General features: G+C 47.0%; 26 protein-coding genes and 1 other annotated feature. Of the genes, 18 read left to right on the top strand and 8 right to left on the bottom strand.

The window, feature by feature from the left end; genetic code table 11:
* The first annotated feature begins 12 nt into the window (after window positions 1-12).
* The 14 genes from spoIIGA to HPY27_RS03545 all read left to right on the top strand — a co-directional run bounded on the left by spoIIGA (window position 13) and on the right by HPY27_RS03545 (window position 13,539).
* On the top strand, window positions 13-966 hold the full coding sequence (gene spoIIGA, locus HPY27_RS03610; protein ID WP_174224361.1) for a sigma-E processing peptidase SpoIIGA: 954 nt from the start codon (window positions 13-15) through the stop codon (window positions 964-966).
* 42 nt (window positions 967-1,008) lie between these two features.
* The gene (gene sigE / locus HPY27_RS03605; protein WP_007717727.1) at window positions 1,009-1,731 is read left to right on the top strand and encodes an RNA polymerase sporulation sigma factor SigE; all 723 of its coding nucleotides are present in this window, start codon (window positions 1,009-1,011) and stop codon (window positions 1,729-1,731) included.
* Window positions 1,732-1,880: 149 nt separating this feature from the next.
* Window positions 1,881-2,660: an RNA polymerase sporulation sigma factor SigG gene (sigG, locus tag HPY27_RS03600; protein ID WP_007717728.1), complete on the top strand. Its 780-nt coding sequence runs from the start codon at window positions 1,881-1,883 to the stop codon at window positions 2,658-2,660.
* A 160-nt stretch (window positions 2,661-2,820) separates the two neighbouring features.
* A complete protein-coding gene (locus HPY27_RS03595) occupies window positions 2,821-3,099 on the top strand; it encodes a YlmC/YmxH family sporulation protein (protein ID WP_017249551.1) in 279 nt (92 codons plus the stop codon).
* 81 nt (window positions 3,100-3,180) lie between these two features.
* Window positions 3,181-4,011 carry a peptidoglycan editing factor PgeF gene (gene pgeF, locus HPY27_RS03590; RefSeq protein WP_017249550.1) on the top strand — a complete coding sequence of 277 codons (831 nt, stop codon included), beginning with the start codon at window positions 3,181-3,183 and terminating at the stop codon, window positions 4,009-4,011.
* Window positions 4,012-4,031: 20 nt separating this feature from the next.
* Window positions 4,032-4,730 carry a YggS family pyridoxal phosphate-dependent enzyme gene (locus tag HPY27_RS03585; RefSeq protein ID WP_017249549.1) on the top strand — a complete coding sequence of 233 codons (699 nt, stop codon included), beginning with the start codon at window positions 4,032-4,034 and terminating at the stop codon, window positions 4,728-4,730.
* A gap of 42 nt (window positions 4,731-4,772) precedes the next feature.
* Window positions 4,773-5,198, top strand: coding sequence for a cell division protein SepF (locus HPY27_RS03580; protein ID WP_017249548.1), 426 nt, complete (start codon window positions 4,773-4,775; stop codon window positions 5,196-5,198).
* Between the two features lie 31 nt (window positions 5,199-5,229).
* Complete coding sequence (locus HPY27_RS03575; RefSeq protein WP_017249547.1) at window positions 5,230-5,493, top strand: YggT family protein; 264 nt, start codon at window positions 5,230-5,232, stop codon at window positions 5,491-5,493.
* A gap of 12 nt (window positions 5,494-5,505) precedes the next feature.
* A complete protein-coding gene (locus tag HPY27_RS03570) occupies window positions 5,506-6,279 on the top strand; it encodes a YlmH family RNA-binding protein (RefSeq protein ID WP_174224360.1) in 774 nt (257 codons plus the stop codon).
* Window positions 6,280-6,379: 100 nt separating this feature from the next.
* A complete protein-coding gene (locus HPY27_RS03565) occupies window positions 6,380-6,871 on the top strand; it encodes a DivIVA domain-containing protein (RefSeq protein ID WP_017249545.1) in 492 nt (163 codons plus the stop codon).
* Window positions 6,872-6,961: 90 nt separating this feature from the next.
* Window positions 6,962-7,230, top strand: a binding site (T-box leader).
* A gap of 46 nt (window positions 7,231-7,276) precedes the next feature.
* Window positions 7,277-10,054 (top strand): isoleucine--tRNA ligase, encoded by a 2,778-nt coding sequence (gene ileS, locus HPY27_RS03560; protein ID WP_174224359.1) that lies wholly within the window; start codon window positions 7,277-7,279, stop codon window positions 10,052-10,054.
* A gap of 184 nt (window positions 10,055-10,238) precedes the next feature.
* Window positions 10,239-11,012, top strand: a complete 774-nt coding sequence (locus HPY27_RS03555; RefSeq protein ID WP_017249543.1) for a TraR/DksA C4-type zinc finger protein — start codon at window positions 10,239-10,241, stop codon at window positions 11,010-11,012.
* Window positions 10,999-12,150: a mandelate racemase/muconate lactonizing enzyme family protein gene (locus tag HPY27_RS03550; RefSeq protein ID WP_017249542.1), complete on the top strand. Its 1,152-nt coding sequence runs from the start codon at window positions 10,999-11,001 to the stop codon at window positions 12,148-12,150. The genes HPY27_RS03555 and HPY27_RS03550 overlap by 14 nt, the downstream gene beginning before the upstream one ends.
* A 15-nt stretch (window positions 12,151-12,165) precedes the next feature.
* A complete protein-coding gene (locus tag HPY27_RS03545) occupies window positions 12,166-13,539 on the top strand; it encodes an MFS transporter (protein WP_174224358.1) in 1,374 nt (457 codons plus the stop codon).
* Between the two features lie 74 nt (window positions 13,540-13,613).
* Here HPY27_RS03545 and HPY27_RS03540 read toward each other — a convergent pair whose 3' ends face one another.
* Both HPY27_RS03540 and HPY27_RS03535 read right to left on the bottom strand, forming a co-directional pair.
* The gene (locus HPY27_RS03540) at window positions 13,614-14,087 is read right to left on the bottom strand and encodes an NUDIX domain-containing protein (protein ID WP_017249540.1); all 474 of its coding nucleotides are present in this window, start codon (window positions 14,085-14,087) and stop codon (window positions 13,614-13,616) included.
* Window positions 14,088-14,101: 14 nt separating this feature from the next.
* Window positions 14,102-15,031 carry an NAD(P)/FAD-dependent oxidoreductase gene (locus tag HPY27_RS03535; protein WP_017249539.1) on the bottom strand — a complete coding sequence of 310 codons (930 nt, stop codon included), beginning with the start codon at window positions 15,029-15,031 and terminating at the stop codon, window positions 14,102-14,104.
* 237 nt (window positions 15,032-15,268) lie between these two features.
* Here HPY27_RS03535 and HPY27_RS03530 point away from each other — a divergent pair, with 237 nt between their 5' ends.
* From HPY27_RS03530 to ppsA, 3 genes are all read left to right on the top strand, one after another.
* Entirely contained in the window at window positions 15,269-16,618 is a 1,350-nt protein-coding gene (locus tag HPY27_RS03530; protein WP_017249538.1) for an LCP family protein, read from the top strand.
* Window positions 16,619-16,702: 84 nt separating this feature from the next.
* Window positions 16,703-17,299, top strand: a complete 597-nt coding sequence (locus tag HPY27_RS03525) for an Hsp20/alpha crystallin family protein (RefSeq protein ID WP_017249537.1) — start codon at window positions 16,703-16,705, stop codon at window positions 17,297-17,299.
* Between the two features lie 226 nt (window positions 17,300-17,525).
* Window positions 17,526-20,141: a phosphoenolpyruvate synthase gene (gene ppsA, locus HPY27_RS03520; RefSeq protein WP_174224357.1), complete on the top strand. Its 2,616-nt coding sequence runs from the start codon at window positions 17,526-17,528 to the stop codon at window positions 20,139-20,141.
* 87 nt (window positions 20,142-20,228) lie between these two features.
* Here the strand turns inward: ppsA and HPY27_RS03515 are convergent, their stop codons facing one another.
* Genes HPY27_RS03515 through HPY27_RS03490 form a run of 6 tightly spaced genes read right to left on the bottom strand, consistent with a single transcriptional unit; the run spans window position 20,229 to window position 22,194 of the window.
* Window positions 20,229-20,444 carry a spore germination protein gene (locus HPY27_RS03515; RefSeq protein WP_017249535.1) on the bottom strand — a complete coding sequence of 72 codons (216 nt, stop codon included), beginning with the start codon at window positions 20,442-20,444 and terminating at the stop codon, window positions 20,229-20,231.
* Between the two features lie 3 nt (window positions 20,445-20,447).
* Window positions 20,448-20,840 carry a spore germination protein GerPE gene (locus tag HPY27_RS03510; protein WP_017249534.1) on the bottom strand — a complete coding sequence of 131 codons (393 nt, stop codon included), beginning with the start codon at window positions 20,838-20,840 and terminating at the stop codon, window positions 20,448-20,450.
* Window positions 20,841-20,854: 14 nt separating this feature from the next.
* Window positions 20,855-21,046: a hypothetical protein gene (locus HPY27_RS03505; protein WP_017249533.1), complete on the bottom strand. Its 192-nt coding sequence runs from the start codon at window positions 21,044-21,046 to the stop codon at window positions 20,855-20,857.
* Window positions 21,043-21,657: a spore germination protein GerPC gene (gerPC, locus tag HPY27_RS03500; RefSeq protein ID WP_017249532.1), complete on the bottom strand. Its 615-nt coding sequence runs from the start codon at window positions 21,655-21,657 to the stop codon at window positions 21,043-21,045. The genes HPY27_RS03505 and gerPC overlap by 4 nt, the downstream gene beginning before the upstream one ends.
* Window positions 21,658-21,691: 34 nt before the next feature.
* Window positions 21,692-21,946, bottom strand: coding sequence for a spore germination protein GerPB (locus HPY27_RS03495; RefSeq protein WP_017249531.1), 255 nt, complete (start codon window positions 21,944-21,946; stop codon window positions 21,692-21,694).
* Window positions 21,943-22,194, bottom strand: coding sequence for a spore germination protein (locus tag HPY27_RS03490; RefSeq protein ID WP_016740748.1), 252 nt, complete (start codon window positions 22,192-22,194; stop codon window positions 21,943-21,945). The genes HPY27_RS03495 and HPY27_RS03490 overlap by 4 nt, the downstream gene beginning before the upstream one ends.
* A 146-nt stretch (window positions 22,195-22,340) precedes the next feature.
* On the opposite strand from HPY27_RS03490, the gene HPY27_RS03485 reads away from it, so the two are divergent.
* The gene (locus HPY27_RS03485) at window positions 22,341-22,538 is read left to right on the top strand and encodes a hypothetical protein (RefSeq protein WP_017249530.1); all 198 of its coding nucleotides are present in this window, start codon (window positions 22,341-22,343) and stop codon (window positions 22,536-22,538) included.
* Window positions 22,539-22,542 lie beyond the last annotated feature (4 nt).

Below are 22,542 nucleotides of genomic sequence, written 5' to 3'. Positions count from 1 at the left end.
GGAGGAAAGCAAGTGGTTGTGTATCTTGATATCATTCTACTCCTGAATGTGGCTATTGATACCTTGTTACTCTGGTTTACTGCTTATTTTCGCAAAGAGCGCATGGTGTGGTGGAGAATGATACTTGCGTCCCTGTTTGGCTCCGCGTATCTGATCTTTTTCTTTTTTCCTGTATTTTCTCCGATGTATCAATGGTGGGTCAAACTGCTCTTTTCTGTCATTATGCTGTGGATTGCTTTTGGGAACAGGAGGTTGTTGTCCTTTGCGCAAAACTTAATCATTTTTTACTTTGTCGCATTTGTGTTCGGAGGGGGAGTGCTTGGGCTACAGTATTTTTTGGCACCGCAGAGTGAAATTGTAAATGGACTGGTTGTCACGCATAATGATGGGTTTGGCGTAGGTTTCAAGCCAACCTTGGGGATTGTTCTGATCGGTTTTATCCTGATCTTTTTTCTCGGGAAAAAGAGCTACCGCGCGATTCAGGAGCCGCGAAGAATCGAAACCTTTCTTGTCGATGTCGTCGTTACGGTGGCAGGGGAAAAAGCCATTTGCCGTGGACTTGTGGATACTGGAAACCAGCTCCACGAGCCAATTACACGCATACCCGTCATGATTATGGAGAATCGCATGTTCGCACATTTGCTTCCGCCGTCGCTTCTCCGACAAGCCGATGAAAACGGTGGAGTGTGGGAGAAGCTGGACGGATCTTGGGACCATCTGCCGCTGGAATGGCAGTCTCGGGTACGCTTGATCCCGTATCGCAGCGTGTCAAGAGGTATGGATTTTTTACTCGCAATCAAACCAGACCATGTCATGGTCGTGCAAGACGGGATTCGTTTTGAAACAGAACGGGTGTTAATCGGGCTAAACCCGATCCCATTGGCCGCTGACGGCAAGTATCAGGCCATCGTGCACCCAGCCATGATGGAAACCTATGAAGCGGATGTTCAAAAAGTCATCTTTTGATCACGAAGAAACAACCTTTATTCTCAAACAGGAGGGCTAATCATGTATGTAAAACTTCGCCTACAACTCCAATTGACCTGGTACCGAATCTTGCTCTGGCTTGGTGTACGCGCCGAAGAAGTCTATTATATTGGCGGGAGTGAAGCATTGCCTCCACCGTTGACCAGAGAAGAAGAGGAGCTGCTGCTCGGACGACTGCCGTCTGGTGATCCGGCTGTTCGCGGTATGCTCATTGAACGCAATCTTCGTCTGGTCGTATACATCGCCCGCAAGTTTGAGAATACGGGAATTAATATTGAGGACTTGGTCAGCATTGGCACTATCGGCTTGATCAAGGCTGTGAACACCTTTGATCCAGACAAGAACATCAAGCTGGCAACGTATGCTTCTCGTTGTATCGAAAATGAAATCCTCATGTATCTTCGCCGCAATAATAAAATTCGTTCAGAGGTATCTTTTGATGAACCGCTTAACATTGATTGGGATGGCAATGAGCTCTTGCTCTCAGATGTTTTGGGTACGGAGAATGACACGATTTATAAAAACATCGAGGACCAAGTGGATCGAAAGCTTCTGAAAAAAGCACTGGATAAGCTGTCTGACCGAGAGAGAATTATCATGGAGCTGCGCTTCGGCTTAGCGGGAGAAGAGGAAAAGACACAAAAGGATGTAGCGGATTTGTTAGGAATCTCACAGTCGTATATTTCGCGTTTGGAAAAGCGAATTATAAAACGGTTGCGAAAAGAATTCAACAAGATGGTCTAACGCATATTTTCCCAGCTTGGGGGGATACTGTTCCTAAACCGAAACAGATGGTGGTTTTTGCCACCTTCTTGGTCGGCTACGCGTCAGTTACGCGGCCTTTCAAGACAACCGGGTTAGGGACTTTTTTCTTGCTTCGAGGAGGGAAAGACGTGACGCGCAATAAGGTAGAGATATGCGGGGTAGATACCTCCAAGCTTCCGGTGTTGACAAACAAAGAGATGCGGGAATTGTTTGAGCGCCTGCAAAGTGGGGAGCTGGCTGCCCGCGAGAAGCTGGTCAACGGCAACTTGCGACTGGTGCTTAGCGTAATTCAACGGTTCAACAATCGCGGAGAATTCGTGGATGACTTGTTTCAAGTGGGCTGCATCGGATTGATGAAAGCGATCGACAACTTTGATCTCGGACAAAATGTGAAGTTTTCCACGTATGCCGTACCGATGATCATTGGAGAAATTCGACGCTATTTACGGGACAACAATCCGATTCGCGTTTCCCGTTCTTTGCGAGACATCGCGTACAAGGCCTTGCAGGTGCGTGATAATCTGACCAACAAACATTCGCGAGAGCCTACCATTATCGAGATTTCTCAGGAATTGAACGTAGCCAAAGAAGACGTTGTGTTTGCACTCGATGCGATCCAAGATCCGGTTTCTTTGTTTGAACCGATTTATCAGGATGGCGGCGATCCGATTTACGTCATGGATCAGATTAGTGACGAGAAGAACAAAGATGTCACGTGGGTAGAAGAAATTGCGCTTCGTGAGGGAATGCAGCGGCTAGGTGACCGAGAAAAAATGATATTATCCATGCGCTTTTACGAAGGAAAAACGCAAATGGAAGTAGCAGAGGAAATCGGTATCTCACAGGCACAGGTCTCTCGATTAGAAAAAGCGGCAATTGCCCATATGCAAAAGCACGTTCAATCGTAAGGAGAAACCAAATAGGCGACCCGGCGGTCTTGTACCGTTCGGGTTTTTTGTACGAGCGGAAAAGTTAGTTTTCAATCGCCTTACTTTTTGGCAAAGAAGCGGACATATTCCTCGGTGGACTCATATACTGAAAGTAACGGAGAAAAGAAGGTGAGGAAGAATGGTAAAAATCTCTGACTTCCAGACCAAAGAAGTGGTAAATATTCTCGATGGGAAACGGCTTGGGCAAATTTCAGATTTGGAGATCGATCTGCGTCACGGTCGTGTAGAGGCTATCGTCGTACCGGGACCAGGCAAGTTTCTCGGCTTCTTTTCTGCCGGGAACGATTATGTCATACCCTGGCGCAATATTGTGAAGATCGGGAAAGATGTGGTGCTTGTTCGGATGGAAGAAGCACTTAAAGTTGAAGTGAAAACTTCAGGTGGAGAAGAATACTAATGCGTAAAGGGAGAAAGGCACGGATAGCCTTTCTTTTCTTTTCGGCTATGGTATGATTAGCCATATGAGGAAGGTGACAACATGAGAGAACCATTTGTCAGGGTAGAGGATAAGTCAATCTTATCGGTAACAGAGTGGGAGCAACAATTTCCTGGCTTAGTGGCGGGGTTTACTATTCGCTCAGGCGGGGAAAGTGAACAACCGTACGGGTCTTTTAATATGGGGTTGCATGTGGGTGATGAATCTGCGAACGTAGTAGCCAATAGACGCAAGCTAGCAGAACAAGTCGGGATGTCTTTTACAGCGTGGACATGCGCCGACCAAGTGCACGGGAATCGGGTATGCCAGGTCACAGCAGGCGGTGCGGGAAAAGAAAGTCTGGAGGACGTCATAGCTGCAACGGATGGATTGTTTACCCTTGAAAAAGGAGTCATGCTGACCTCGTTTTATGCAGATTGCGTTCCTCTCTATTTTCTAGATCCCCAATCGGGAGCAATCGGACTTGCGCACGCAGGCTGGAAGGGGACAGTGGGCCGTATTGCCGAGGAAATGGTGAAGGCAATGACGAAGCACTATCAAGCAAAGCCAGAGGGTATCCGCGTCGCAATTGGCCCATCCATTGGCGGCTGTTGCTATGAAGTCGATGAGCGAATCATGACGCAAGTACGCACTTGTGCAGCCGATTGGGAAAAAGCAGTAAACTCCTCGACAGGAGAGCGGTATATGCTGGACCTTCGTCAGCTGAACACAGAGATATTGCTCGAAGCAGGAATTTCTTCAGGGAATATTTTATCCACGGATTGGTGTACAAGCTGCAGAACAGACTTGTTTTTCTCTCATCGCAAGGAAGCTGGGATACAAGGGACTACCGGACGCATGGCTTCCTATATCGGCTGGAAGGAAAACCTGTAGAAGAAAGGGAAGGGTTCGTTATGACCAAGGAACAAGAACTGTTAAAAGAACGACTGCAATCCATTGAAGCAAGAATTCAGGCTGCTTGCGATCGGGCGAACCGCAAACGTGAGGAAGTAAAAATTATTGCTGTGACCAAGTATGTCGACGCAGATGCCATTGGGGACTTGCTCGCTGTAGGCGTAGAGAATATCGGGGAAAATCGTGTGCAGGATGCCTTGCCCAAGCACCAGCTACACGGCGATAAAGGGATCTGGCATTTTATCGGACACCTCCAGACAAACAAGGCAAAAGAAGTCGTAGGACGATTCCCGTACATCCATTCTCTGGACCGGCTTTCTTTGGCACAAGAGCTGAATCGACGCGGTGAAGCGTTGGATCATGTCGTAAAATGCTTTTTGCAGATCAATATATCCGGCGAAGAGACAAAATTTGGGCTTAGTCCCAATGACGTATTGGCTTTTTTGCGCGAAACCAGTAATATGAAACATATAAGTATCGTCGGATTAATGACGATGGCGCCTGTTGTCGAAACCCAAGAGGAAGCCAGACAGGTGTTCCGTGGCCTCTATGAGTGGAAGCAACGGATTAACGAAATGGCATTCCCGCACGCACAGGTGGAAGAGCTGTCTATGGGCATGTCTAGTGATTTTGAAGTGGCCATTGAAGAAGGAGCTACATATATTCGGTTGGGGTCGGTATTGGTCAAGCCGGAGTAAAGGAAAACAGACCAAACCACGGAGTAAGAGAGGAGGAAGAGTATGGGTGTTATGAATAAATTGATGGGGTTTCTGGGGTTAGAAAACGAGGAATACATCGAAGAGACAACAACGGTGGAAGAGGAAAGAGAAGAGCAAGAATCCTCGCACAAACGCCAGCCGACGGGTCGAGCTAATAACGTGGTACCGTTTCAAGCACGGGAAAAGGAGGGAATCCGTTTGATTCTCTGTGAACCCCGTCATTACAGTGACGCACAGGATATCGCAGACAACCTGCGTCATCGTAGACCCGTTGTGGTCAACCTCCATCGCGTGGAAAAAGACCAAGCCAAGAGAATTATCGACTTTTTGAGCGGGACGGTCTATGCATTAAACGGCGATATCCAAAAGGTCGGAGACACGATCTTCGTGTGCACGCCTGACCATGTAGATATTCAGGGTACGATTTCCAGTGTGTTGGAAGAGTAGCCAATTAAGACGAATATAAAAGGGTGAGCTAATGAAAGTTGTCGTGGATATTTTAGATTTTGCCTTTACGGTATATCAATACATGATTATTGCTTACATTTTGATGTCTTGGGTTCCTCAAATGAGAGGTACAGGCATCGGTCAGTTACTGGAAAGACTGGTTGAGCCATATTTGGCACCATTTCGCCGGTTTATTCCACCGCTCGGGTTCATCGATATCTCCCCGATTGTCGCATTGATGGCACTGCACTTTGCCCAATCTGGCCTATACGCCATTTTGCGACAAATTCTGTAGGCGAGTGAAACGATGAGCATATTTGACCATTTTTCAAAAGAAGAACGTCCCTTTGTTGAACGGGCGCTGGAAATGCTGACGCAAGTAGAGCGGAAGCAGGCCATGCGCCTTACTGATTTTGTAGACCCTAGGCAGTTGATGATTTTTCAGAGTCTATCTTCACAAGTAAGCGATGTAAAGGTTTCTCCTTATGGAGGCTACGAGGGTGCCGAGCGTGTACGTATCATCATCCATCCGGAGTACCTCCCAGTCGAGCCTGAGGATTATCGGCTTACCTTATTGGCAATCAAGGGTGATCAGCGCTTTCATGTGCTGGAGCATCGAGATGTGATGGGGGCGATGCTGGGCGTCGGGATGAAGCGGGAGAAATTCGGAGATATGCTAACAGATTCAGCTGGCAGCTACGCGATTGTAGCAGAGGAAGTCGCTGATTTTGTTTGTGCACAGGTGACGCAAATTCATCGGACATCTGTTCAATTTGAGCGGGTAGCATGGGAGGCGTTTACACCACCAGCACCCAAGTTTGTAGAGAAAACGATCACCGTGCCATCACCGCGAATTGACGCGATCATCGGAGAAGTACACAATATGTCTCGCGCAAAAGCACTGGTGCCAATTCGAGCAGGAAAAGTAAAAATCAACTGGAAAGTAATCGAAGACCCATCTTATCAACTCGAGATGGGTGATATGGTATCTCTTGCAGGTTATGGTCGGTTCAAAATTCTTGAGGTAGCAGGTCCAACACGCAGCGGAAGACTTCGCATGATTGTCGGACTGGTTACATAAGATGGACCAAAGCGCAAAAAATTGTAAAATACGGCAGGAAACACAGCTAATCCTGTCGAAATGATTGAAGACGAATTATCGGGAAAAGTGGGGGGTTCATGTGCCATTAACGCCGTTGGATATACACAATAAGGAATTCAGCACAGGCTTTCGTGGGTATAACATTGACGAAGTGAACGAGTTTCTCGATCAGGTGATCAAAGATTTTGAGCTCTTGATAAAAGAGAAAAAAGAACAGGAAGAGCGCGTAGCCATTCTGAATGAGCGCGTAGATTACTATAAGAGCTTGGAAGAAAATTTGAGCAAGTCGATTCTGGTCGCGCAGGAGACAGCGGAAGACGTGAAGTCGAATGCCCGCAAGGAAGCGCAGCTCATCTTAAAGGAATCCGAGAAAAATGCAGACCGAATCGTCAATGAAGCATTGGCGAAGTCACGCAAAATCGCAATCGAAATCGAAGAATTAAAAAAACGTGCTTCGGTTTACCGTATGCGCTTTCGGACGCTTTTGGAAGCACAGTTGGAAATGCTGGAGAATGGCGATTGGGATAACATTGAACAGCCACAAGTTGATTCTCCTGTAACGGTTGAATAAATCATTGACGTTCGAGCAATGATGGTATTATAATGAAAGACAACTTTTTCGAAATAAAGCACTTATAGTAGTTGAACAGGCTTATACAAATCATAGACGATGAACGGGAAGAGTACGTGAGCCAGCACTGCCTAGAGAGTCGGGAAAAGGTGAAAACCCGGCCAGTTGCTTTCACAGAAAATCACCCGGGAGTTCAATATCCGAAAGCCCAGAAAACCTTGATGGTTAAACAGGTGAGTAAGTGAGCGCGTCATTCCCGTTACGAATGAGTGAAGTGGAACGAATCCGATGCAGGCTTTTTTGTCGTACGGGTTTGTTCAATCAGGGTGGTACCACGGGAGCTTTCTCTCGTCCCTTTTTGGGGATGAGTGAAAGCTTTTATTTATTTAAGGAGTGAATCAGGCCATGGATTACAGCAAAACCTTAGCGCTACCAAAAACAGATTTCCCTATGCGCGGAAATTTGCCAAGCCGCGAGCCACAGATGCAAGCGGTATGGGAAGAGCAAAATATTTATCAACAAGTGCTAGATCGTACAAAAGACCGCCCGTCTTTTGTCTTGCATGATGGCCCTCCGTATGCGAATGGAGATATCCATATCGGTCACGCACTGAACAAAATCCTCAAGGACTTCATCGTTCGCTACAAATCCATGGCAGGATTTTATGCGCCGTACATCCCAGGTTGGGATACACATGGTTTGCCGATTGAACAAGCGATCATCAATGCACAAGGGTTGGATCGTCGTAGCATCGAAGTGAACGATTTCCGCCAGCGCTGTGAAGAGTATGCGTGGTCCTACATCGACAAGCAACGCGACCAATTCAAGCGTCTGGGTGTTCGCGGAGATTGGGAAAACCCTTATGTGACACTCCTGCCTGAGTATGAAGCCAACCAAATTCGCGTATTCGGTGAAATGGCGAAAAAGGGTTATATTTACAAAGGACTGCGCTGCGTGTACTGGTCTCCGTCTTCTGAGACGGCTCTGGCTGACGCAGAAATCGAATACAAAGATAAGCGCTCTCCTTCTATTTACGTCAGCTTCCAGGTAGCAGATGGAAAAGGCAAGCTGGACACAGAAACAGGCGTTGTTATCTGGACAACGACTCCGTGGACATTGCCAGCAAACCTTGCAATCAGCCTGCATCCTGAACTTGAGTACAACGTAGTGAAGGTAGATGGCCGCAAATTCCTGGTAGCCAACGGTCTGATTGAAGCCGCGAGCAAAGAAATTGGCTGGGAAGGCGTAGAGATTCTCGAGACCTTTAAAGGTCAAGAACTGGAAGGCGTAGAAACTCAGCATCCATTCTACGATCGCAAGTCTCCACTCATCCTGGGTGAGCATGTAACCTTGGATGCAGGTACTGGTTGCGTTCATACTGCTCCAGGACACGGGGAAGATGACTTTAACATTGGTCAAAAATACAATTTGGGCGTCCTTTGCCCAGTGGATCACGAAGGTAAAATGACCAATGAAGCTCCAGGCTTTGAAGGTCTGTTCTACGAAGATGCCAACAAAGTGATTACAGAGAAGCTGAAAGAAACCGGAGCACTCTTGAAGCTCAATTTCTTCACGCACTCCTACCCACATGACTGGCGTACGAAAAAACCGGTTATCTATCGGGCGACAGAGCAATGGTTCGCGTCTATCGACGGATTCCGTGAGCAAATGCTCGAAGCGATTAAAAATGTAAAATGGATTCCTCATTGGGGAGAAACTCGTCTGGCAAACATGATTGCAGATCGTGGCGACTGGTGCATTTCCCGTCAGCGTGTATGGGGTGTACCGATTCCAATCTTCTATTGCAAATCGTGTAACGAACCGATCATTAACGACACGACGATCACCCATGTTGCTGATCTGTTCCGCAAAGAAGGATCGAAAGTATGGTTCTCCCGTGAAGCAAATGAGCTGGTTCCAGAAGGGCTTTCTTGCACCAAATGCGATTGCAAGGAATTCCGCAAAGAAACGGATATTATGGACGTTTGGTTCGACTCCGGTTCCAGCCACCAGGCTGTTTTGCGCGAAAGAGGCATTGCTTGGCCGGCTGACATGTATCTGGAAGGCTCTGACCAGTATCGTGGCTGGTTCAACTCTTCTCTCTCGACAGGTGTTGCCGTATATGGCACAGCTCCTTATAAATCCGTCCTGAGCCACGGCTTTGCATTGGATGGAGAAGGACGCAAAATGTCCAAATCCCTCGGTAACGTCATCGTGCCTCAACAAGTTATTGACAAGATGGGCGCAGATATCTTGCGTCTGTGGGTAGCTTCTGTTGACTATCAGGCAGATGTGCGCATTTCCGATGCGATTCTGAATCAGATCGCTGAGGTATATCGCAAAATCCGCAATACGTTCCGCTTCCTGTTGGGCAACCTGGATGGATTCAATCCTGCAACAGACCGCGTAGCATATGAAGAGCTGGGCGAGCTGGATCGTTATGTTCTGGCGAAAGCAGCAAAAGTCGCGAAGCGTACGCGCAAAGCGTATGATGAATATCAGTTCCACACCGTTTTCCATGCGGTGCACAACTTCTGCGTCATTGACTTGTCCGCGTTCTATCTGGATATTTGCAAGGATCGCTTGTATGTAGAAGCGCCAGATAGTTTGAAACGACGCGCTGCACAGACAGTGATGTACGATTGCTTGCTCAGTCTGGTGAAGCTGGTTGCTCCACTGTTGCCTCATACAGCTGATGAGGTGTGGGCGTTCATTCCAGGCGTGGAAGAGAAGAGTGTGCAGTTGACGGATATGCCAGAAGGCGACGAACAACATCTCAGCTTTGCAGCAGAAGCAGAGAGCAAGTGGGATGCGTTCCTGGCGATCCGAGACGAGGTACTCAAAGCCATGGAAGAAGCGCGCCGCAACAAGGTGTTCGGTAATTCCGTTGATGCGAAGGTAGCTCTGTACCCACAAACGGAAGAAGTTGCGAAAACATTGGCAGCAATGGTCGATCTGGCTGACCTGTTCATCGTGGCTCACGTGGATGTACACAGCGGGTCTGCTCCAGCAGAAGCAGTACAACTCGAAGGCATTGCTGCTGTGGTCTCAGCCGCAGACGGTGGAAAATGCGAGCGTTGCCGCGTAGTGAAACCTGATGTTGGTACTCGCGAGTCGCACGCGTCACTCTGCGTACGTTGCGCGGATATCGTAGAACAACACTACGCACATGTAGCAGAATAAAAATCGGTTGATCAACCTGTCATTCCCTTTGGGGATGGCAGGTTTTTTGCTGTGAAAAACATCTCGATATTTTCATAAAGGTGGATATGAACTCATGCGGACCAACAAAACGGTCATGGCCGTTTTATTGGTCATATTTCCTTCGCGACCAAGACATACTACCTGTTGAGGAAACCAAACAAAGGTGGTGTACAGCGTGGACCAAAAGATGGTGACCAGCTTCCGGGAAAAGCTGCTGGAACAGAAAAAGGAACTGGAAGACCGCGTACAGGACCATTATGGCATGAGAGAACCGATGACAACCTCTTTGCAGGAGTTTGCCATGTACGATAATCATCCGGCAGATATCGGCAGTGAGATGTTTGAACGGGAAAAAGATTTGGCCCTAGATAGTCTCGATCGTGAGACATTGAAAGAGATTGATCAGGCGCTACTGCGTATGGAGGAAGGCACCTACGGACTGTGTACGGTCTGTGGAGAGCAAATACCTGTGGAGCGACTCGAAGCACTGCCTCAGGCACAAACGTGCAAGGAGCATGCACCAGCGCCCTCAGTCAACGATTCACGTCCGATTGAGGAACAGTTTTTGCAGCCGCCGTTCGGACGTACATCTTTGGATGAAAAAGAAGGACAGAACGGATTTGACGGTGAGGATGCTTGGCAAATTGTCGAGTCTTGGGGGACATCCAGCACGCCTTTCTCGTACCAGGAACCCGACAAAACGGATTATGATGAAATGTATATCGAGAGCAATGAGCCGGATGGCTTTGTAGAAGCCGTAGAGGAAATCGGTTATACCGATATTGAAGGCTATCACGGACCGGATAGTGTGCATTTTATGAGAAGCGGGACGTATGAGGAGTACATGAGAAAAGGAGAAGGGAAAGGAAACTTCCTCTCCTATGATGATTACGAGGGAGAGCAAGCAGAACGAGAGGGCATGGATGACTACTCATGAGCAGGTAGCGGTCTTGGACCTACAAATTGAGCGCGTGGAAACGTATCCACTACTTCATCGTCTATCGCAAGCTTACGGTGATGCGAATGGGTATAAGCGTTATCGAAGCAGTTATCTCATTCGGATTATCACACGGGCTGGTATAGATGGCTGGGGAGAAATTATCGATTGGCTGCCGACGCTTCACAAGGGCTTTTGTGAGCGCATCATTCCGTACTTGCTGGGTAAGCAGGTGGATAACAGAGTAGCCATTGTCGATGTCGTAGGAAAGTGGCATCAGCGTTCGGCTTCAGGTGTCAGTATGGCACTTACGGAAATTTTGGCGAAAGCGGCGGGGCTATCTGTGTGTCAACTATGGGGAGGCCAGATACATTCAGGCATCCCGGTATATGCCTCCCTCCAATCCTACCGTGAAACAGAAGACTGGATGCAACAGTCATGGAAGCAAGTCATCCAGCAAGTCGACGATGGCTTCAAGATGGTGAAAGTAAAGATTGGCGGGCGCTCTGTTCAAGAGGATCAGACGCACATCGAAAAACTGATGAATTTGCTTCCTGAACAAGTTCATGTAGCGGTAGATGCCAATCAGAGCTACGACTGTGCGACTGCAAGGAAGTGGGAAGGGCTTTTTTCCCGTTATGGCAATTGGCTTTGGCTGGAGGAGCCGATGCCCATGGATCGTACAAACGAGTATGTTAAGCTTCGTTCGTCCATATCCATTCCACTTGCTGGTGGAGAAAACTTGATTCGTTGCGCACAGTTTTTGCCCTTGTATGAGGGTGGCGCCATCGATATTGCTCAGCCTGACCTGATGCATACAGAGGGCATTGACGATTATCGAACGCATCTACAAATGGCCCGTCAGTTTGGCTATCGCGTGTCTCCACATTCCTTTGACGGTTCGCTGGCACGAGTGTATACGTTATTTGCACAAGCTTGCTTGCTGGCATGGACCAAGATGGATAGCCATCCGATTGAGCCTGTCGAATGGGATGTCATGGAGAACCCGTTTACACAATTGTTTCCGCTACGACCCATAAATGGCGAAGTGACGCTACCAGCTGGCGTTGGAATTGGCGTCGAGCCTGATTGGGAGATTATTAACGCGTTGCGCTGGGACGGTAGCGCTTATGCGTAAGACAAGGAGTTTCGTATGGCACAAAATGCGAAAAACCTGATTGGGCTTGTCGGGGTTCCATTAGTGATGGTGCTGGGCAACTCGATGCTGATTCCTGTACTACCTACAATGAAGATGGAAATGAAGCTCACGGCTTTACAGACGAGCTTGTTAATCACTGCTTTTTCGATTGCAGCAGGTATGGTTATCCCTTTTGCCGGCTATTTGTCAGATCGATTTGGGAGAAAAATTGTCATTATCATCTCCCTTGCCCTGTACGGTCTGGGTGGTTTGGTCGCAGGGCTTGCTGCTCTGTGGCTGGATCAACCTTATATGGCTATCATGGGAGGGCGTGTCTTGCAGGGGATCGGGGCAGCCGGGACAGCTCCCATCGCGATGGCATTGGTAGGGGATCTGTTCGATGGCGCTTCGGAGAGTAGGGCATTGGGGCTTTTGGAGACATCAAACGGGATGGGAAAAGTATTAAGTCCGATTTTTGGCTCCTTGCTTGCTCTCATTTCTTGGTACATGGTCTTTTTAGCTTTTCCGATTATTTGCGGTGTCGTTCTCCTGATGTTTTTATTTCTGACCAAGGAAAAGAAACAGGATAAGGAGCCGCTCCCCATCAAGCAGTACATGCATTCGATCGCGCAAGTGTTTAAACAGCATGGAAAATGGCTTGTCCCTGCATTTTTTATTGGTAGCATCTGCTTGTTCACGTTGTTTGGGGTACTGTTTTACCTGTCTGATTTATTGGAAGAAAAATACAAGATCGATGGTGTCATCAAAGGCTTCTTTTTGGCGATTCCCTTGCTCGTGATGAGTATAGCGGCGTATGTAACAGGAATCATCATCAAAAAGAAGCTGAAGCTGATGCGTCTGTTTGTGATTATCGGCATGTTTTTGCTGGCTACGTCTTACATTCTGGCTAGCTTTGTCAAAGGGGCTTATGTCCTAATTGGTATTTTGGTCATCGGCAGCATGGGGACGGGGATGATTTTACCTTGCTTGAACTCCATGATCGTTGGGGCCGTGCAAAAAACAGAGCGGGGCATGATTACTTCTTTGTATAGCGGAGTCCGTTTTATCGGTGTTGCGATCGGCCCACCTATTTTTACTTGGTTGCTTGGGATTTCTCGGGCGGTCATGTTTCTATCAATCGCAGGTTTATCGCTCGTTTTCGCTGTGCTTGCGATCTTTTTCTTGAAGCCCAAGCAGGTCGAGCAGCAAGGACAAGGGACAAAAGACAGCGAGACGAAAGGATGGCGGCAAATATCAGAGGTATTGGGAATAGAACCTGAAACGGTACACGAGGTACAACGAGAGAGAGCTATCGAAAAGTATGGCTTTGATCCAAATGAGCTCGTCAAGCGTGTGTTGTCGGGAAAGAAGGAAAAGGAAAAACAATAAACAGGCTGTCTCTGTCGGTCATTCTCACCGGATACAATGCCGAGGAGCGACAGGGACGAGCCTGTTTATGATGGCTAGGACTCCGCGAAGGGATGACGTAGGGCTCGATCGAGTGTGAGTGGATACACATCATCTTGCAGAATGCGACTAAACTCCTGATTGCCTTTTACATCTCGCGGAATATCCGCAAACACAATGGTGGCAAGCACGTCTCGGCCGCTTGGCTGGTTTGTATAATGCGCTACCTTGGCGATATAAATGTCTTTTCGCATCGAGTCGTCGATGGTGTACTGTCCGATGCGCTCAATCCCTTCCAGAATGGCGCCGGTTTCTTCATAGACTTCACGAACTGCTGCTGCCAGGCTATTTTCACCTGCTTCTACTTTTCCCCCTGGGAGCTCCACACCCCGTGTACGATGGCGAGTAAATAACAGCTTTCCTTGATAAAAAGCGAAGATCAGCACGTGACCTGCTTGGTGGTTACGATACTCTTCGGGGGAAAAGGTTAGCTTGACAGGTAAGCCGAAATCGTCATAAAAAGCGTACATGCAAAGCTCTCCTTCTACAGGCTCATTGATCTGTTGTTTTGAATTTGCAAGGAAATATGTTTGACCGCCTTCATCGCTTGACCAACTGCCAGTGACAAACTCGCATAAGCGGCTCCGTTGTTCACGTCTCCGACTGCGTATATCCATGGAGAGTTGACTCGTTGAGACGAATCTGTTTGCAAATAGTCATCGCCAAACATGTCCAAGCCATCGAAACCAGCTGTGTTTCCATGAACACCAATTCGTGGCAGAATCCAATCGACTGCGATCGTCTCTGGATTGCCTGTGCGTGTAGAGGTGAGTGTCAGAACCGTCCGTGCCTCTTCGTGCTGATAGTCACTTACTTGTGTTTCCCACAGGACTTGGATGTTGGGGAGGCCTGTGATTTTCTTTTGCCATTCGGGACGAGCACGCCACTCACTGCTCCGAACCAATAGATAAACATGTCGGGCATGGAAACTCAAATTTGCTGCACTCTCTAATGCACGATCTCCTCCGCCAATAACGGCGATATCTTGCCCGGCGATGGTGTGCGCTTGGGCAGTTGTAGAAAACCAAGGCGACAGGACGCTCGGACAATCAGCTAGAGCTGGTATTTCGTTCCAGCCAACTCCTGTGGCGATGAGTAGATAGTCGACACGATAAACGGATTTCGAAGTAATTACCTGTTTCGTTTCCCGATCAATGGAAAGAATGGCTTCGTTCAATCGTATGTTTGGCTGCTGGATGAAAGGATGTGCGATCAGTACCTTTACAAGGGCAGCTCCCTGGTCATATACAAGGGGCGGAAAGTCGGTAATCTCGTTGTAAATGTGATGCAATTGGCCGCCGAGTCTATCCGTTTTTTCGATAAGAAGACAAGAAAGACCTAATCGGTGGCACCATATTGCTGCGGACAACCCTGCGATGCCGCCACCTGCGATCAGCACCTGTATGTGTTCCACTCTCAAGTCCCTCCGATTCCCTTATTCATCTATCCGATTTTCCTCAGTTTTAGACTACCTGTTTCGATTCGCAAGTGCAAGAACTCTCAGGGAAAACCGATCGAGTTGAATCGGCAGAATTCTACATTTTGACAGCAAATTGTGGTAAAATGGGACGAAAGTTTTCCAGAATATATTGAAAAATGAAAAGCCCAAAGCACTATGGACCCCGTGATTTTAAAAAGGAGTGAACCGAACGTGCAAGCCAAGAATGACAAGCCTCAAGCTCCTGCAAAACAGCCGCGTAAACGGATCAAGCGTGGTCAGCGAAGCAAGCGGATGTATCTGCTCTTGGTGGGTTGCTTATTCCTCTGTTTGTTGGCTGTAGGAGCAGGCTTCGCCCTCAACCAGTTAGACAAGACACTGGACGTTGTAACGGTAGACCCGTACAAGCTACCGGATCAACCCGTGGTGGAAAAGCCGTACGAACAAAAGAAATCAATCGCCTTCGCCATCGTCGGGGTGGACACGCGCAAAAACATCGGTATGTTAAACACGGATGTTCTGGTCGTCGCAGTCGCCAATCCGGTTACGCAAAAGCTGAGCATGGTATCGTTGCCACGTGATACCCGCGTTCAAATCCCAGGATATCCAGGCTATCACAAGGTTAATGAAGTATTTGCATTAGGGGAAAATATCAGGAAAGATTCGGAAATCAAAGGGAAGCCTGTTACAGAAAATGGCATGACGATGCTCAAAAAGACATTGAATCACATGCTGGGGATCTCGGTTGAGCATTACGTGCAGCTTGACTTTGAGGGCTTTACAGCGGTCATTGACAAGCTGGGCGGGATTACGGTTGACGTAGATCGCGATCTCGTATACGAATTGCCGAAGCAAGGTGTATACCGAAGTTTGAAAAAAGGGAAACAAGTATTGAACGGAGAACAGGCACTTGGCTTCGTCCGTCATCGCATCGACAGACGTGGAGACGCTTACAACTCGAGCGACTTCGATCGCAATCGCAGACAGCAGCAGGTGATTCGTGCTGTAGCAGAAAAGAGCATGTCCATGGATGGATTATCGAGTTTGACAGCCGTACTGGATACCGTTGGTCAGCATATCAAAACCGATCTGTCGAAAGACCAAATAAAAGGATTGGCACTCGATTTTGCCAGTTTTTCGTCAAGCAACATGGTTACTTTGGATAATGGGGCGATCTGGAGCTCTCCGTATTCCTTATGGCCGAGGGAGAACATGCAAGCTGTTCGAACTGCCCTGCAAACAGAAGTGGGAGCAGCTGGATCTGGCGAACAGCTCAGTGATGCAGCTGTAGCAGAAGTAGCCAAGGTCGAAATGAAAGCGGAGAAGAGAACACCAGCTCCGAACCCCAAGCCCACGACAGGTACAAAAGAGCAGCCCAAAACACAAAAACCAGCTACACCACCACCAAATACGGCTCCAGAACCAACACAGGAGCCTGTAACACCAGATGGAAATGGCGGCGAACGCAATCCTGAGCCGACGGATAGTAATATGCCACCACCCGATATTTTGGCCCCGCCTGCACCGGCGACAGATAGTGCTGACATCGGGCAAACTGGTTGATCTTGAGCACACCCCCCAGGCAAAAGCACATATTCTAACGTACATAGACAGTCTTGCCTGTGCTGGGAAGGGAGTGCGGAAGTTATGAAAAACCTGCAAGAGACCATGAAGCAGTTGCAAAAAGCATCCGAAAGTTTGTCCAAGCTCGGCTTTGACCCAGATCATCCATGGAAAGCATTGAGCCAGATGGGACAGATGCTGGACACGAACTTTTGGGAGAATATCGCGACGCTCAATAAGCAAGCAGCACAAAAGACGGCCACCGCCGCCGCGCCAAATGTACCACCCGTGAAAAAGGGGAAAAAAAAGACAAAGGAAAAATCGATGCGTTTCGGGCAGGTAGACGATTCGCATTTTTCCCCCGTCTCGGATATCTTCCAATCAGAGCAAATGGTCATTATTTCCTGTGAACTCCCGGGCTTCGATCGCGATAGTCTGGAGATTACCCTCTCCGACCAACGGTTGCTGGAGGTCAAGGGGATCATCAAAGAAAGTGAGCATCAGGGGCTTCGTACACAAGGGGAAAGAAGCTACGGCCCCTTTTATCGCAAGCTGGCTCTACCGGTTTTCGTTAGTTCAAAAGGGATGAGGGCCCAGTATCAGGATGGGGTGTTAGAAATCTATTTGATGCGTGATGGAGCTGCGAACGAACGAAAAACAACATTTAAAGCGAGCTTGTAAAAAGTGGATGTGCAGGACAGTTTCATTCGTGGAAAATCAAAAAAGAACCTGGACATTTCTTCCGGGTTCTTTTTTATTGCACATAAACAGACGCGATGATATAATCAGTTCACGACTGTTTGTATCTATGTAGACATAATAATTGCATCTTACACTTTAATCGTACCATGCTGGTGAACTCTTGTCAAATGCTTTTTCTCAATTTAATGGTTAGGAGAGATATTGAATGAGTTCTTTGGTTCTCGGTTTTCAGGAAATGGAAAAAACACAGCTTTTGCTCGTTGGCGGAAAAGGGTTACATTTAGGGGAATTATCAAAAATTCAAGGAATACAAGTACCAGAAGGATTTTGTATTACAACAGTAGGGTATCAAAAGGCCATCGAACAAAACGAAACGTATCATACTTTGTTGGCTCGACTAACCATGTTAAAAGTACAAGATCGAGATCAAATTGGTGAAATCAGCAGGAAGATTCGCCAAATCATTATGGAAGTAGAAATTCCTTCCGATGTTGTGAAAGCCGTTACTCACTATCTCTCCCAATTCGGAGAGGAACATGCTTATGCAGTGCGTTCTAGTGCGACTGCTGAAGATTTACCACATGCCTCATGTGCAGGTCAACAGGACACCTATTTAAATATCATCGGCAAAGAAGCAATCTTGCAGCATATCAGCAAATGTTGGGCTTCCCTATTTACGGATCGCGCGGTAATTTACCGTATGCAAAATGGATTTGACCACAGTCACGTTTATTTATCCGTTATCGTTCAAAGAATGGTTTTCCCACAGGCTTCCGGGATTTTATTTACCGCTGATCCAATTACATCCAACCGGAAGTTGCTATCCATCGATGCCAGCTATGGGCTTGGAGAAGCACTGGTCTCTGGTTTGGTATCTGCTGATTGTTATAAAGTGCAGGAAGGGGAAATCGTCGATAAGAGGATAGCGACCAAAAAATTGGCTATCTATGGACGAAAAGAAGGCGGAACGAAGACACAGGAGATTGATCCTGATCAGCAAAAGACCCAAACACTTACGGAACAACAAATTTTACAACTGGCGCGTATCGGAAGACAGATCGAAGCTTATTTTGGTTGCCCACAAGATATCGAATGGTGTTTGGTTGATCATACTTTTTCTATCGTCCAGAGTCGTCCAATCACGACTTTATATCCCATTCCTGAAGCGAATGATCAAGAAAATCATGTCTATGTATCTGTTGGTCATCAACAAATGATGACCGACCCCATGAAACCATTGGGACTGTCTTTTTTCCTGTTAACGACTCCTGCACCTATGCGCAAAGCGGGTGGAAGGTTGTTTGTTGATGTGACAAATATGCTAGCTTCACCTGACAGCAGACAAATCATAGTAGATACCCTGGGACAATCCGATCCGCTTATAAAAGATGCGCTTATGACCGTAATCGAGCGAGGAGATTTTATACAATCGTTACCAGTAAGTAAAAAAGAGCAGAGTCCGGGTAAAAGCAATAAAGGTATGTCGTCTTTGGGTTTTCAAGAACAATTCGAAAACGATCCGAGCATTGTTTCTGATTTGATAAAGCGTAGTCAAACATCAATCGAAGAGTTAAAGCATAGCATTCAAAAGAAATCAGGACCAGATTTGTTTGAATTTATTCGAGAAGACATCCAGCAATTAAAGAAGATGTTATTTGATCCACAAACCATCGGTGTGATTACGGCTGCTATGAATGCTTCAAAATGGATCAATGAAAAAATGAACGAGTGGTTGGGGGAAAAAAACGTAGCAGACACACTTTCGCAGTCTGTGCCAAATAATATTACTTCGGAAATGGGATTAGCGCTAATGGGTGTTGCAGATGTGGTTCGTCCTTATCCAGAAGTCATTGACTTTTTACAACATGTAAAAAAGGATAACTTTTTGGATGAACTGGTTCAGTTTGAAGGTGGACAGGAAACGCAAGACGCCATCAATGCTTATCTCACGAAATACGGAATGAGATGTGCCGGAGAAATCGATATAACGAAAACGCGTTGGAGTGAAAAACCAATGACGCTTGTCCCCATGATTCTAGGTAACATCAAAAACTTTGAGCCAAATGCTGGCAAGCGGAAATTCGAACAAGGGCGACAGGAAGCTTTGGAAAAAGAGCAAGAGCTATTAGCGCGATTGAAGCAATTACCGGATGGTGAACAAAAAGCAAAAGAAACCAAACAAATGATCGACCTCATCCGGAATTTCAGTGGGTTTAGGGAATATCCAAAATACGGCATGATTAATCGCTACTTCGTTTATAAGCAGGCTTTACTAAAAGAAGCCGAACAACTTATACAAGCTCGCGTTATTCATGAAAAAGAAGATATCTACTATCTCACTTTTGAAGAGCTTCACGAGGTCGTACGCACAAACAAATTGAATGATGAGATCATCAGCAAACGAAAAGACGATTACAAGTTTTTTGAAAAACTGACTCCTCCACGTGTCATCACGTCTGATGGTGAAATCATTGCAGGTGAGTACAAACGAGAAAATCTGCCCGCCAATGCGATTGTAGGTCTTCCTGTTTCTTCCGGGGTTATAGAGGGGAGAGCGCGTGTCATCTTAAACATGGAAGATGCTGATCTAGAAGATGGAGATATATTAGTCACCTCCTTTACTGATCCTGGCTGGACACCGTTGTTTGTATCCATAAAAGGTCTTGTCACCGAAGTGGGTGGACTGATGACCCATGGGGCAGTTATCGCGCGTGAATATGGCTTACCAGCAGTTGTCGGCGTGGAAAATGCTACCACGCTGATAAAAGACGGGCAACGTATTCGCGTGCATGGAACAGAAGGGTATATTGAAATATTGTAGTAAGGGGGCCTCGTGCCTCCTTTTTTTGTTTCGTTTTTCAGCCAAAATAAAAACAGTGTCAATGAGAAGACATTAACACTGCGGGGATTAGATGTTCCCAAACATCGGTTGATCGACGACATTGGGGTCCAGTGTATTCGTTGCGTTGACACCATTGAGTGTATTGACGACGTTACCTGTGTTGCCGCCCCCTGAACCGGAGAATGTCTTGGCGGCTGTTTTGGGTGATATGTTGAGCGTATCTCCGAAGTTAACGGTACCCGAATTACTATTGATATTGACAGCTCCAATGACAGAAGGCACAGCTTACCCCCTCCCTCTAGTTTTTTGCTCGTCTTGGAAAATGTGACGAATATTTACGACTCGCGTTTCGAGTGTAATGGATTCGTTCGAACCAACATGGACGACGGACGATCCTGCTAAGAAAGGGACTTCCACTTTTCGAATGAAAATGTACGGACAGTCGTGGAACGTATCAATGCAAATGGGATCAGAGAGACTAGGGGGAGTTAACGGAACGGAAAAGGCCGAGTAATTCTCGAACATAAATTCATTTTCATAGAAGATGGCCTGTTCACGTTGGACGGCTAATATGTTCGCGACAGCATCAATCTGCCGGGAATCACCTATTTGCAGAACAGATGAGGTATCGACCGAGAGAACATCCAGCTTACGGACATGACTGGTCCTTCGGTACATGGTGACAAACCTCCTTATGAAGCAGGTATAGCAGTATCAATCGGGATCGTGGCTCCGACAATCATTTTTTCGGGTGGCGTTTCATAAATCGCTCTGAGGTCTACTGTCTGTGTGTCCCCAATAAACAAGGAAGCGGCAGAAGTGAGGGCACTGACGGAGACCCTCTTTACACAAATGGCTTCGTTTATCACTTGATACCTCATCATGGTTCGTTCACCTCACGAGGCAAATTTTTCAGGAATGTTTCGCAGGTCTTGTCGATATCCCGTTTCACTTTTTGGACGGTATTTTGTACGAAAACATCGAGCTGTTCTGGTTCTAGTTCATCGGTAGGGAGGTCGCTCAGGTAATACTTAATCCGTTGATCGATCTGTTTTTTTATGTCATCCAAGATAAAGGCTCGATAATTGTTATCCAGTGGATAGTTGCACTCTGTTTCGATTCTTTCAAGAACGAGGTAGGCATCTGTCTCCAAATATTGATAAATTTCTTTCTGGACACGGTCAAAAAGTGGGGCATTGCTTTGGTGCGGATTAGGGACATCCATCGATTGATTGATGGAAAAATCACCGATTCCTGCATCATTTCCTTTCGGGTTTAAGCCGATATTGAGAGTCCCTTCCAGTCGCTCAACCTTAAGCAAATCGAATTTGTACTCGTTTTTGATGACGGAAGGAATCTGTTTTTCCTTGAGATCATTTACATCTTGCTGCAGCTGTTCAATCATTTCCTTCAATTTCTCGATCTTATTACTTTGCAATTGTATATAGTCATGTAACTGTTGCAAATACTTCATCATTTCGGGATCCATGTACATGACGACCATCCTTCTTCATCTAGCATACAACGAATTAGCCAAGCCGTGAAAGAATACCAGGGCGTATGAGCGAAGGCTGAACCAATGGAATGAGGGGCACGAATTCTTCCGAACCGGTTGTGGGCAGCGGCCCCACCTGTGGAGCTGGCTCTGTGAATCCGCCGGTGTTGTACAGCTTGGATACGGGCTTAATAATCCCGGCGCTTCCTATTTGGCACACCGAAGAGTTGCTAATGCCTTCGATTTTGAGCGAATTGATTACGATATGTTGCGTCACAAAAAAATTCATGCGAAATCGCGTCCCTTTGCCCTGAAATCGTTCGTTTCTTCTACAAAAAGCGGGATATCATTATCGGATTGTTCATTGACGTAGACGACGCTACGTGGAATTTTAAAGGACAGATTGGTACCAGAATTGAATGATCCTCCACCCGCGAAGGTTTTGGCGTAAGTGGTAGGTGCGATTTTACGGACGTCTCCGACATTGAAAACGCCGCCCACGTTGTTTACATTAATGACTCCAACGAATGCTGGCATGTTCGGCACATCCTTTTGGGAGAGATCCTCTCTGTATTGTATGTCGTAGGCCAGTGGGTGTTCATACCTGTTTTTGCGACCGAACCAGTGCGAGCAGCATACGTTATTTGGATAGGCGCGAGTTTAGGAAAAGGAGAAAAAGTTCCATGAATATGAAGGTGACGAATAAAAAAATAGACGTCGGTGATTTCAGTTTTGGTGGAGTAACTAAGTCGTCGATTGTGCTGATTGGGGACACCGATGTCCTTTCCTGCTACTCCATTTTTGATACGCCTCCACACGCCGTAATTTTATCACCCCAGGTTCCTCTCCAGCCGTTAGACCTTGGTTTGCGAAGAGGGTAGTAGT

Source organism: Brevibacillus sp. HB1.1, assembly GCF_013332445.1.
GTDB lineage: Bacteria > Bacillota > Bacilli > Brevibacillales > Brevibacillaceae > Brevibacillus > Brevibacillus porteri.
The sequence above is the reverse complement of the archived record's forward strand: the minus strand, read 5'-3'. Positions and strand labels throughout refer to the sequence as shown.

Excerpts from the sequence above, each read along its gene's own strand:
- ileS (WP_174224359.1), top strand. The coding sequence starts at position 7,277 with ATGGATTACAGCAAAACCTTAGCGCTACCAAAAACAGATTTCCCTATG.
- ppsA (WP_174224357.1), top strand. The coding sequence starts at position 17,526 with ATGAGTTCTTTGGTTCTCGGTTTTCAGGAAATGGAAAAAACACAGCTT.
- HPY27_RS03510 (WP_017249534.1), bottom strand. The coding sequence starts at position 20,840 with ATGTACCGAAGGACCAGTCATGTCCGTAAGCTGGATGTTCTCTCGGTC.
- sigE (WP_007717727.1), top strand. The coding sequence starts at position 1,009 with ATGTATGTAAAACTTCGCCTACAACTCCAATTGACCTGGTACCGAATC.
- HPY27_RS03490 (WP_016740748.1), bottom strand. The coding sequence starts at position 22,194 with ATGCCAGCATTCGTTGGAGTCATTAATGTAAACAACGTGGGCGGCGTT.
- HPY27_RS03550 (WP_017249542.1), top strand. The coding sequence starts at position 10,999 with ATGACTACTCATGAGCAGGTAGCGGTCTTGGACCTACAAATTGAGCGC.
- HPY27_RS03505 (WP_017249533.1), bottom strand. The coding sequence starts at position 21,046 with ATGATGAGGTATCAAGTGATAAACGAAGCCATTTGTGTAAAGAGGGTC.
- HPY27_RS03595 (WP_017249551.1), top strand. The coding sequence starts at position 2,821 with ATGGTAAAAATCTCTGACTTCCAGACCAAAGAAGTGGTAAATATTCTC.
- HPY27_RS03495 (WP_017249531.1), bottom strand. The coding sequence starts at position 21,946 with ATGAATTTTTTTGTGACGCAACATATCGTAATCAATTCGCTCAAAATC.
- HPY27_RS03580 (WP_017249548.1), top strand. The coding sequence starts at position 4,773 with ATGGGTGTTATGAATAAATTGATGGGGTTTCTGGGGTTAGAAAACGAG.
- HPY27_RS03485 (WP_017249530.1), top strand. The coding sequence starts at position 22,341 with ATGAATATGAAGGTGACGAATAAAAAAATAGACGTCGGTGATTTCAGT.
- gerPC (WP_017249532.1), bottom strand. The coding sequence starts at position 21,657 with ATGTACATGGATCCCGAAATGATGAAGTATTTGCAACAGTTACATGAC.
- HPY27_RS03585 (WP_017249549.1), top strand. The coding sequence starts at position 4,032 with ATGACCAAGGAACAAGAACTGTTAAAAGAACGACTGCAATCCATTGAA.
- HPY27_RS03575 (WP_017249547.1), top strand. The coding sequence starts at position 5,230 with ATGAAAGTTGTCGTGGATATTTTAGATTTTGCCTTTACGGTATATCAA.
- HPY27_RS03525 (WP_017249537.1), top strand. The coding sequence starts at position 16,703 with ATGAAAAACCTGCAAGAGACCATGAAGCAGTTGCAAAAAGCATCCGAA.
- HPY27_RS03540 (WP_017249540.1), bottom strand. The coding sequence starts at position 14,087 with ATGTACGCTTTTTATGACGATTTCGGCTTACCTGTCAAGCTAACCTTT.
- pgeF (WP_017249550.1), top strand. The coding sequence starts at position 3,181 with ATGAGAGAACCATTTGTCAGGGTAGAGGATAAGTCAATCTTATCGGTA.
- HPY27_RS03545 (WP_174224358.1), top strand. The coding sequence starts at position 12,166 with ATGGCACAAAATGCGAAAAACCTGATTGGGCTTGTCGGGGTTCCATTA.
- HPY27_RS03570 (WP_174224360.1), top strand. The coding sequence starts at position 5,506 with ATGAGCATATTTGACCATTTTTCAAAAGAAGAACGTCCCTTTGTTGAA.